The sequence below is a fragment of the Gracilibacillus sp. JCM 18860 genome (assembly GCF_055395245.1).
Genome location: NZ_AP043868.1, coordinates 4,318,424 through 4,328,502, shown reverse-complemented (window position 1 = coordinate 4,328,502; position 10,079 = coordinate 4,318,424). Strand labels below are relative to the sequence as shown.

The following is a 10,079-nucleotide window of genomic DNA, read 5'->3' as shown; positions in this document are numbered from 1 at the left end:
AATAACCAGTATATAGAAAGGGAACAGCAAATGAGTGATCAATCGAGTGAAACAAAACAATCAGTAAATTTTAAAACATTACTTTTTTTCTTTATTCCATTAGGCTTTTCAGCAAGTTTGGTCACTATTTCACATGTGATTATTAACAGCACACTTGCACGAGCACCAAATCCTGCAGTAGTTATTGCTAGCTATTCGATTGCGATGAGTTTATTTGGAATTATGGAACGTTGTGCTGTTATTTTACGCCAAACTTGCTCTACCTTAGTAAGAGATCAAATTTCTTATCGATTAATGCGAAATGTTACAGTATATGTGCTAACCGCTATTCTCTTCCTTAGCCTAGTCATAGCTTATTCGCCAATAGGAAGAAGCTTCTTTTCTATTCTTCTAGGTGTTAGTGACGAAATGCTACAGCCAACCATTGAGGCCTATCGTGTTTTGATGTTTGTGACGATTTTCTCAGGAATTCGTTGCTTATATCAGGGTGTAATCATTTCGAATTTAAAGACAAAGTGGTTAACAATTGGAATGATGGTTAGACTTGCATTTATGTCTTTCATTGCATGGATTGTCTTAGCGAATGATTGGGTTAATCACGGCTATGTTGGTGCATACATTTTTTTAGCTGGAATGGCAGTAGAAGCATTGGTTAGTAGCTTGGAAGGTCGTATCATTGTGAAGGAATTACCTCCCAAAAAAGAGAAGCATCCAATCTTCCAGCAATCACAAATATTCCGTTTTTATAATCCATTGTTAATTGCTTCACTCATTGCGGTTAGTATCCCTCCAACGATTAATGCTGTACTGGGCTGGAGTACAAAAGCAGAAATAGCCATAGCTTCCTTTGCTGTAGCAATTTCTGTCGTACACTTGTTAAATAGTATCACTTCCTACATACATCAAATTGTTATAAATTTTTATAAGAAGGATAAAAAACAAGTGCTTCATTTTACCATTATTGTAAGTCTATTACCTAGTATTTTATTAACCGTACTTTCTTACACACCTATTGGAACGTGGGGACTGGAAAATATTATAGGTGTATCAGATGAATTACTCGATCAAAGTATTTTAACACTAAGGTTTTTTGTTATATTTACACTATGTTTTCCGTGGGTAGACTTCTGCAATGGTATTCTAATGATTCGTAGTCAAACAAAAGTAATGTCCTTTTCACAAATTGGAAATGTAATCGCTACCGTGGCGGCATTACTTATTTTAATTTACACTGTCCCAAATGGTGGTGGCTTCATTGGTGCACTAGCTCAATCGATTGGATTCTTAATGGAATTAATCATTTTACTTTATTTTTTAAATATGAAGGGTAAAAATGCTGCTATTAGTTTATGGCTCAAAAATAATATTAGACGGGGATATAGAATGATAAAAGGATAATTATATACACGCATCTCCTTTTTGTGCAGCTTGTCTATCGATAGGAACAAAAAGCGCGTTTTCCCTTGTCAAATTTTTCTATACCCAACAATTATTGCAGCACCGAAACAAAATGGATTTCTTTTAATTTCTCCTGCAAACACTCCCGATTACCGAAAGTGGTTGAAAAAATGATCTTATTTAATGGAATCGAGATTTCAGAATATAAATCTGGAATATGAGGATCCTTACTCGGATATAATTCAAATTCTGGTGTACCTGCATGCTTGTAACCAGTGGAAGGGAAACATTCTGAGAAAATTTGTTTCCGCATATTTTGCATTATTCGCTTGATAAGTGCCATTTTGAGGGCAGGTTCTGGCTTTTTGGACTTTATCTGGTTGATAAGTGCCATTTTGGAACGCAGTGCTAGCTTTTTGGGCTTTATCCACTTGATAAGTACCATTTTGAGGGTAGACGCTGGCTTTTTGGGCTTTATCCACTTGATAAGTACCATTTTGAGGGTAGACGCTAGCTTATTGGGCTTTATCCACTCGATAAGTACCATTTTGAGGGTAGACGCTGGCTTTTTGGGCTTTATCCACTTGATAAGTACCATTTTGAGGGTAGACGCTGGCTTTTTGGGCTTTATCCACTTGATAAGTACCATTTTGAGGGTAGACGCTGGCTTTTTGGGCTTTATCCACTCGATAAGTACCATTTTGAGGGTAGACGCTAGCTTTTTGGGCTTTATCCACTCGATAAGTACCATTTTGAGGGTAGACGCTAGCTTCTTGGGCTTTATCCACTCGATAAGTACCATTTTGGGGGTAGACGCTGGCTTATTGGGCTTTACCTACTTGATAAGTACCATTTCGATTGATCTCTTCCCAAAGCTCTGGAATGCCTGCTACGTTTTCCTCCTCTACCACACTAGAAAAGAGGCACAAATCTGGCATGAATATACAAAGAAAATTAGACCCCTGCCACACACTTTGTGTAGCAGGGGTCTTTTCATATTAACCGATTGAGCCTTCCATTTCAAACTTGATCAAACGGTTCATTTCTACTGCGTATTCCATTGGTAGTTCTTTTGTAAATGGCTCGATAAAGCCCATTACAATCATTTCCGTTGCTTCTTCCTCTGAAAGACCACGACTCATGAGATAGAATAATTGTTCCTCAGAAACCTTAGAAACTTTTGCTTCATGCTCAAGCGAAATGTTTTCATTTAGAATCTCATTATAAGGAATCGTATCAGATGTTGACTTATTATCCATAATTAATGTGTCACACTCAATATTAGAGCGCGCACCTTCCGCTTTACGACCAAAGTGAACCATACCTAAATAGGTTACTTTACCACCTTGTTTAGAAATTGATTTAGATACGATTGTGGAAGAAGTATTTGGTGCTAAGTGATGCATCTTGGCACCAGCATGCTGGTGTTGCCCTTTACCTGCTAATGCAATGGAAAGGGTATTACCACGCGCACCTTCTCCTTTCAAAATAATCGCAGGGTATTTCATCGTTAATTTGGAACCAATGTTACCATCAATCCATTCCATTGTGGCATTCGCATCACATGTTGCACGTTTTGTTACAAGGTTATACACATTGTTTGCCCAGTTTTGAATGGTTGTATAACGGCAATATGCATCCTTTTTAACAAAGATCTCTACAACTGCACTGTGAAGAGAGTTTGTTGTATAAGTTGGTGCTGTACAACCTTCTACATAGTGTACGGAAGCTCCTTCGTCCACAATGATAAGCGTACGTTCGAATTGACCCATATTTTCTGAGTTAATTCGAAAATATGCTTGGAGTGGTGTATCAGCTTTTACTCCTTTAGGTACATAGATAAAGGAACCACCAGACCATACGGCAGAGTTAAGGGCAGCGAATTTATTATCTGACGCTGGAATAACTTTACCGAAGTATTCTTTAAATAAATCTTCATTTTCTTTTAGAGCAGTATCCGTATCTTTAAAGACAATACCTAGCTCTTCTAGGTCTTCCTTTAAATTGTGATAAACCACTTCAGATTCATATTGTGCAGAAACACCTGCAAGATATTTTTGCTCTGCTTCTGGAATACCTAATTTATCAAAAGTTTGTTTGATTTCATCAGGTACTTCATCCCAAGAACGTTCAGAACGCTCGGATGGTTTTACGTAATACGTAATTTCATCAAAGTCAAGCTCTGAAAGATCACCACCCCATTGTGGCATCGGTTTTTTATAAAATTGTTCTAATGCTTTTAAGCGGAATTCTAGCATCCACTCAGGTTCTTCCTTCATTCGAGAAATCTCTTCCACGACTTTACGAGTTAAACCTTTTTCTGTACGGAAAATGGAAACATCTCTATCATGGAAACCATATTTATATTCGCCAATTTCAGGTGCTTTTTTCGCCATGTTAATACCTCCTATATTGGGATTTCTTGCTTAGTGCTCTTGATCTGTTGCGACCGCTTTTTCCATCGCCTTCCACGACAAGGTTGCACATTTAATTCTTGCAGGAAATTTAGAAACACCTTGTAATGCTTCAATATCTCCTAAATCGAAATCCACTTCTTCTACATCTTCACCAAGCATCATATCAGAAAAGATCGAAGACATCTTTAAGGCATCTTCTACTTTTTTTCCTTTAATTGCTTGGGTCATCATTGATGCGGATGACATACTGATAGAACAACCCTCCCCCTCGAATTTAGCATCTTGAACAATGCCATCATCAATTTGAAGGTGTAACTCAATTCGATCCCCACAAGTAGGGTTATTCATATCAATTGTAACAGATCCATTGTCTAAACTTCCACGATTACGCGGATTTTTATAATGATCCATAATGACTTGTCGGTACAGTGTATCTAAGTTATTAAAAGACATCGCCGAAATACTCCTTCGCTCGTTGTATTCCTTCCACTAGGCGGTCAACATCATCCGTCGTATTATACAAGTAAAAGCTTGCCCTTGCAGTTGCGGTAACATCTAGCCATTTCATTAATGGCTGAGCACAGTGATGACCTGCACGTACCGCAATTCCTTCTGCATCTAGTACTGTAGCCGTATCATGCGGATGAACTCCCTCGATATTAAAGGTGATAAGTCCTCCCCGATTTACAGGTCCGTAAATCGTTATTCCTTCTACCTCTGATAATTTTGATTGTGCATATTGAACAATTTCTTGTTCTTGCTTTTCAATGTTATCTAAACCTACCTCTTGAAGAAAATCAATGGCGGCTCCTAAGCCAATTGCCCCAGCAATAATAGGGGTTCCACCTTCAAACTTCCAAGGAAGCTCTTTCCATGTAGAATCATATAGATCAACAAAATCAATCATTTCTCCACCAAATTCTACTGGCTCCATTTTCTCAAGCAATGCTTTTTTTCCATAGAGAACACCTACACCAGTTGGTCCGCACATTTTATGTCCAGAGAAAGCATAAAAATCACAATCTAACTCTTGTACGTCCACCTTCATATGAGGAACACCTTGCGCGCCATCTGCGACAATTATCGCTCCATTTTGGTGAGCAATCTCTGCTATTTCCTTCACAGGATTAATGGTTCCTAATACATTGGAAACATGGGCAATCGCCACTATTTTAGTTGCCTCGGTAATGGTCGAACGAACCGCATCTAAGGAAAGGGTCCCATCCTCTTCCATCGGTATATACTTTAGCTTTGCTCCAGTATACTTAGCCGCCTGCTGCCATGGAATAATATTACTGTGGTGCTCCATTTGTGTAAGCACAATTTCGTCACCTTCTTGTAGAAAATGACGAGCATAACCATAGCCGATCATATTGATAGAAGTAGTAGTTCCTCTTGTAAAAATCACCTCTTCAGTTGAGGAGGCATGAATAAACTGCTTTACTTTATCTCTTGCACCCTCATACTGATCGGTGGCTCTAGTTCCTAATGTATGCACCCCACGATGCACATTGGAATTGTTTTGTTTATAGTAATTATCTAAAGCTTCCATCACTGCAATTGGCTTTTGTGATGTAGCTGCTGAGTCTAAATAAACTAAAGGATGTCCATTAACTTCTTGGTTTAAAATAGGAAATTGCTCACGAATGGCACGTGCATCCATTAGTATACTTTCCTTTCAATAACCTCAGTTAATTGTTCACGGACTGCTTGGATTGGTATTTCCTTTACCACTGGTGCCAAGAACCCATGAATAATTAATCGTTCTGCTTCTTGTTGAGAAATACCACGGCTCATTAAATAGTACAGTTGAACAGGATCAACACGTCCTACAGATGCAGCGTGACCTGCTGTTACATCATCTTCATCAATGAGTAAAATTGGGTTGGCATCACCACGTGCATCCTTGCTTAGCATAAGGACACGTGACTCTTGTTCTGCATTTGATTTTGATGCACCATGTTCAATCTTACCAATACCATTAAATATAGAGGAAGCACTATCCTTCATTACACCATGTTGAAGGATTAAACCTTCTGATTGTTTACCATAGTTCACAATTTTCGCCGTATAGTTTTGTGATTGGTCACCACGGCCAACGGCAACGGTTTTAGCATAAGAATAAGAATTGTCACCAATCAAATGAGTAATATTTTCGGAAACCGTATTTCCGTCATTCATTTGACCTAAATTCCATTCGATTTTAGCATCTCGGTATGCGACACCACGACGGTTCACATACACCGTTGTACCACTAGAGAAATTGTCAACAGAGCCAAAATTAATGCTTGCATTATCATGTGCAATTACTTCAGCAACGATATTGGCTACCGCATTTTCTGATTTGTTTTGAGAAATATAATTTTCTACATATGTTAAAGAACTATTCGCTTCTGCTACCACGATGACATGATTAAAGGTCGCCGCTTCTGGATCTTCCTGCCAGAAAATTGCTTGAAGTGGTTCCTCTACCTGTACATTTTTTGGTACATAGACAAAGACACCACCGTTCATCAATGCTGTATGCAAAGCGGTTAGACGATGCTCATCTATTTGAACTGCATCCTTCATAAAGTATCTTTGAACTAATTCACTGTGTTCTTTCAATGCTGTTTGAATATCGGTTAAAATGACACCTTGTTCTGCTAATTTAGGCGCAATCGATTTATAGGCAATTGTTTGATTACGTTGAATAACCAGGTTTTCATTTTGATTTTCCATATCAAGGAAAACTTGAATATCTTCTGGCAATTCATTTAATGACGAAATGGTAGTACCATCTACATCATGTTGATAATCATCAAAGTTCCAACGAACAATACGTGTTTTATCTGGTTTTGGCATTTCTAATCCTGCTGCCAAATCTAATGCTTGTATTCGTAAGTCTTGCATCCATTTCGGTTCATTTCGTTTTTCGGAAAAGGACCGAACATATTCCTGATCATATGGTAATTTTGTTTCCACAGTCATACGATACCTCCTAATCCTTATGCGTTTTGTCCTACTGTTTCATCTTCGATTCCAAGTTCTTTTTTAATCCATTCATATCCTTCTGCTTCAAGTCTTTGTGCTAATTCTGGTCCACCTGATTTCACGACACGTCCTTGCATCATAATATGAACATGATCAGGTGTAATGTAATCTAGCAAACGTTGATAGTGTGTAATAATTAAGCAACCGAAATCGTCACTACGCATTTTGTTAATACCTTTTGCTACAACTTTCAGTGCATCGATATCAAGACCTGAATCAATTTCATCAAGGATTGCAATAGCTGGTTGGATCATCATTAATTGAAGAATTTCATTTCTTTTCTTCTCTCCACCAGAGAAACCTTCATTTAGGTAACGCTGCGCCATGTTCTTATCCATTTCTAGATAATCCATAGCAGAATCCATTTCTTTGATGAATTTCATTAAAGAAATTTCATCTCCTTCTTCACGGTGTGCATTAACAGAAGAACGTAAGAAATCAGATGTGGTCACACCACTAATTTCACTTGGATATTGCATTGCTAAGAATAAACCTGCTTGTGCACGCTCATCTACTTCCATTTCTAATACATCTTCACCATCTAATAGGATTTGTCCTTTTGTTACCTCATATTTAGGATGTCCCATTATTGCTGATGCTAAGGTAGATTTACCCGTTCCATTTGGACCCATTACCGCATGGAACTCCCCACCATTAATCGTTAAATTAACACCTTTTAATATTTCCTGACCTTCAATTTCAACATGAAGATCTTTAATTTCTAAAGTAGATCTAGCCATAAATAACAACCTCCAAAACATATTTATCTTGATATTAAGTGAAATTTACATCCATTCTCACTTTATTCTCATTATAATCTTATACTATTTCGAATCTATAATCAACCATTAAAACATCGCTTCGGTTCATATTATATCACAATTACTCATAGATGATCGAACATTCCAAGACAACAATCTTCTCAGAAAAGTCTAAATACTGATTATAGTGTTGTAACTGTAACCGTAGAGTACTAGTTTTCTTCGTAACAAGCAAAAAAACAACAGCCTAAAATCAGCTGTTGTTCTATTTATTTCTATTATAATGATTTATCTATGGACTTGACGTTCTACATCTTGGACTACTCTTTGGCTTTCCATGTAACTTTTCTCTCTAGCTCTTTCTACGTTCATTCGCTTAGAAAGTTGTCTACTGTATTGTGCATAGCCAACTCCATGGTTTTGTAGCATAGCTTTTTCCATCTCTGTCGTGTAGTTAAGATGTAACTGTTGGTCATTAATAATAAATCAATCCTTTCTTTTGATTACAGATAATATTTTACCATCAACCTCTTTATCATCCAACTTGACTGACGGCGATTCTGAAGTACTGTGTAACCATTAAAGAAGGATATCATTAGATGATTACGGTATTTATCCATTTTTTCTTAAATACTCGTATTTTTTACTAAATACTCCATTTTTGCTTCCAATCTTCTAGCACCCCAAACAATTTCGTAACAGACTCAAACGCATATAATCGTGATTCCACCACATCTTCTTTTACTAATAATAGGGATGGAACACTCTCTATTTTATTTTTTTGCATAAACTCTGGAAAAAAAGAGGCATTCATGCGATGTATCGTCAGATCGATGTCTGCCTCTTCTAATACATGTAACATTTTTTCTGCTAATTGACAGGTTGCACAAAAAGGAGTATGAACAAAAACAATTGCTGGTTTGTGAAATGGGCGCCAGTTGTCTTTTGTTATTTCTTTCATATTTATCCCCTTTATAGCAAATAGTTCGGATTTATCATGATGTGTGAAGAAATCAATGCTGCCGCGAGCTCAGGTTCCGGGGTTGCCGCAACCTCCCTAAAAGCTTTATCAACATAGATATGCACAGCATGCGGTAGTTCTCTCGATAATTGTTTCCTTAACTTTTTTCCAGCATTATCCTCGTCTACTAGAATATAAACATCGCGATGATCCATATGATAAGCTTCAATCAAATTTTCTAGCCGTTCTAATCCAATGGTTCCATTTGTACAAACAATTTCCACTTGATCATCAATAACTTTTTCAATTTTTTCTTTATCTGTTCGACCTTCCACGATAATTAGTTTTGTATCTAAATTTAGCATTGGCTCACCTACTTCATCAGACTACAAACACCGGAGACAAATTAGTATCTGTCTCTAAGACATCCCTAATTAGAAGTCTTACTTTATTGTATGGATAATTGGATAAAAGTTATGAGTATTAACATGAAAACGGAACAGATTCTTATACAAATTAAGCATTCGCCTATTATGCGAATGCCAACTTGTCGTAATGATTACTCTTCATTAATCATATTCTCATAGTCATCTGCAGACATTAAATCATCAAATTCTGCCTCATCACTAGGTTCCACTACGATCATCCATGCCTTTTCATATGGTGATTCGTTTACTAATTCTGGGCTATCCTCTAAATCTTCATTCACCTCAACGACCTTACCGCTAACCGGTGCATATAGCTCAGAGACCGTCTTCACAGATTCTGCACTGCCAAATGGCTCGTCTGCTTCTACTTCATCTCCAACCTCAGGTAATTCGATAAATACAATATCACCAAGTTCTGATTGGGCATGATCTGTAATACCAATTCTTACTTTTCCATCTTCTTTTTTTACCCACTCATGTTCTTCTGAATACAATAATGATTCTGGTAAATTCATCTAAAACCCTCCATAAACTAAGACTGGTGGGGTTTCGCACGACCCCACTATTAATTAGCTTTTTGTAAATGCTCTCCTCTATTTAATATAATCGTTATTTCCAAGTTTGGTCAAATATTTCCTCTTTAAATCCTACCGTTACTTCTTCGTCACCCACAACTAATGGTCGCTTAATTAACATACCATCTGAAGCTAAATATTGAATTAATTCTTCCTCACTAGCTTCGTTAATTTTATCCTTTAGACCTAGTTCACGATATTTTTTCCCACTAGTATTGAAGAATTTCTTTATCGGAAGATCACTTTTTTGAACAATTGCTCTTAATTCTTCTTCAGATGGTGGATTTTCGACAATATGTATTGGTTCATAATCCACACCATTTTCATCTAGCCATTTTTTTGCATTTCTACAAGTACCGCACTTTGGATACCAAAAAAATTTAATACTCATCGATTTTCCTCCATCCTTTGCTAGTCTAACTTGCTATGCTTATTTTAGCTGATATGAATTAATGGAAGCAAGTAATTCATATTTACAAAACGGAATGATTACGATAAAATGTTTC

The 10,079-nt window shown here is 37.1% G+C and carries 13 protein-coding genes; 1 reads left to right on the top strand and 12 read right to left on the bottom strand.

The window, feature by feature from the left end:
* The first annotated feature begins 30 nt into the window (after positions 1–30).
* Positions 31–1,398, top strand: a complete 1,368-nt coding sequence (locus tag ACZ5R4_RS20980) for a multi antimicrobial extrusion protein MatE (protein WP_181397546.1) — start codon at positions 31–33, stop codon at positions 1,396–1,398.
* Between the two features lie 91 nt (positions 1,399–1,489).
* Here ACZ5R4_RS20980 and ACZ5R4_RS20975 read toward each other — a convergent pair whose 3' ends face one another.
* The 12 genes from ACZ5R4_RS20975 to ACZ5R4_RS20920 form a co-directional block, all read right to left on the bottom strand.
* Positions 1,490–1,843: a hypothetical protein gene (locus ACZ5R4_RS20975; protein ID WP_054859673.1), complete on the bottom strand. Its 354-nt coding sequence runs from the start codon at positions 1,841–1,843 to the stop codon at positions 1,490–1,492.
* Between the two features lie 70 nt (positions 1,844–1,913).
* Positions 1,914–2,186, bottom strand: coding sequence for a hypothetical protein (locus tag ACZ5R4_RS20970; protein ID WP_464367940.1), 273 nt, complete (start codon positions 2,184–2,186; stop codon positions 1,914–1,916).
* Between the two features lie 210 nt (positions 2,187–2,396).
* The gene (sufB, locus tag ACZ5R4_RS20965) at positions 2,397–3,794 is read right to left on the bottom strand and encodes a Fe-S cluster assembly protein SufB (protein WP_109983479.1); all 1,398 of its coding nucleotides are present in this window, start codon (positions 3,792–3,794) and stop codon (positions 2,397–2,399) included.
* 30 nt (positions 3,795–3,824) lie between these two features.
* Positions 3,825–4,268 carry a Fe-S cluster assembly sulfur transfer protein SufU gene (gene sufU, locus ACZ5R4_RS20960; protein ID WP_109983480.1) on the bottom strand — a complete coding sequence of 148 codons (444 nt, stop codon included), beginning with the start codon at positions 4,266–4,268 and terminating at the stop codon, positions 3,825–3,827.
* Entirely contained in the window at positions 4,258–5,478 is a 1,221-nt protein-coding gene (locus ACZ5R4_RS20955) for a cysteine desulfurase (RefSeq protein WP_464367939.1), read from the bottom strand. Before ACZ5R4_RS20955 ends, sufU begins: the two co-directional genes overlap by 11 nt.
* Entirely contained in the window at positions 5,478–6,785 is a 1,308-nt protein-coding gene (sufD, locus tag ACZ5R4_RS20950; RefSeq protein ID WP_054859961.1) for a Fe-S cluster assembly protein SufD, read from the bottom strand. The genes ACZ5R4_RS20955 and sufD overlap by 1 nt, the downstream gene beginning before the upstream one ends.
* Before the next feature lie 17 nt (positions 6,786–6,802).
* Positions 6,803–7,588 carry a Fe-S cluster assembly ATPase SufC gene (sufC, locus tag ACZ5R4_RS20945; protein ID WP_054859960.1) on the bottom strand — a complete coding sequence of 262 codons (786 nt, stop codon included), beginning with the start codon at positions 7,586–7,588 and terminating at the stop codon, positions 6,803–6,805.
* 309 nt (positions 7,589–7,897) lie between these two features.
* Positions 7,898–8,038: a hypothetical protein gene (locus ACZ5R4_RS20940; RefSeq protein ID WP_181397452.1), complete on the bottom strand. Its 141-nt coding sequence runs from the start codon at positions 8,036–8,038 to the stop codon at positions 7,898–7,900.
* A gap of 217 nt (positions 8,039–8,255) precedes the next feature.
* Positions 8,256–8,570: a thioredoxin domain-containing protein gene (locus tag ACZ5R4_RS20935; protein WP_054859959.1), complete on the bottom strand. Its 315-nt coding sequence runs from the start codon at positions 8,568–8,570 to the stop codon at positions 8,256–8,258.
* Positions 8,571–8,581: 11 nt separating this feature from the next.
* Positions 8,582–8,935, bottom strand: a complete 354-nt coding sequence (locus tag ACZ5R4_RS20930; protein WP_109983483.1) for a toprim domain-containing protein — start codon at positions 8,933–8,935, stop codon at positions 8,582–8,584.
* Between the two features lie 194 nt (positions 8,936–9,129).
* Positions 9,130–9,513 (bottom strand): glycine cleavage system protein GcvH, encoded by a 384-nt coding sequence (gcvH, locus tag ACZ5R4_RS20925; protein WP_054859958.1) that lies wholly within the window; start codon positions 9,511–9,513, stop codon positions 9,130–9,132.
* A gap of 94 nt (positions 9,514–9,607) precedes the next feature.
* Positions 9,608–9,964, bottom strand: a complete 357-nt coding sequence (locus tag ACZ5R4_RS20920) for an arsenate reductase family protein (RefSeq protein WP_109983484.1) — start codon at positions 9,962–9,964, stop codon at positions 9,608–9,610.
* Positions 9,965–10,079 lie beyond the last annotated feature (115 nt).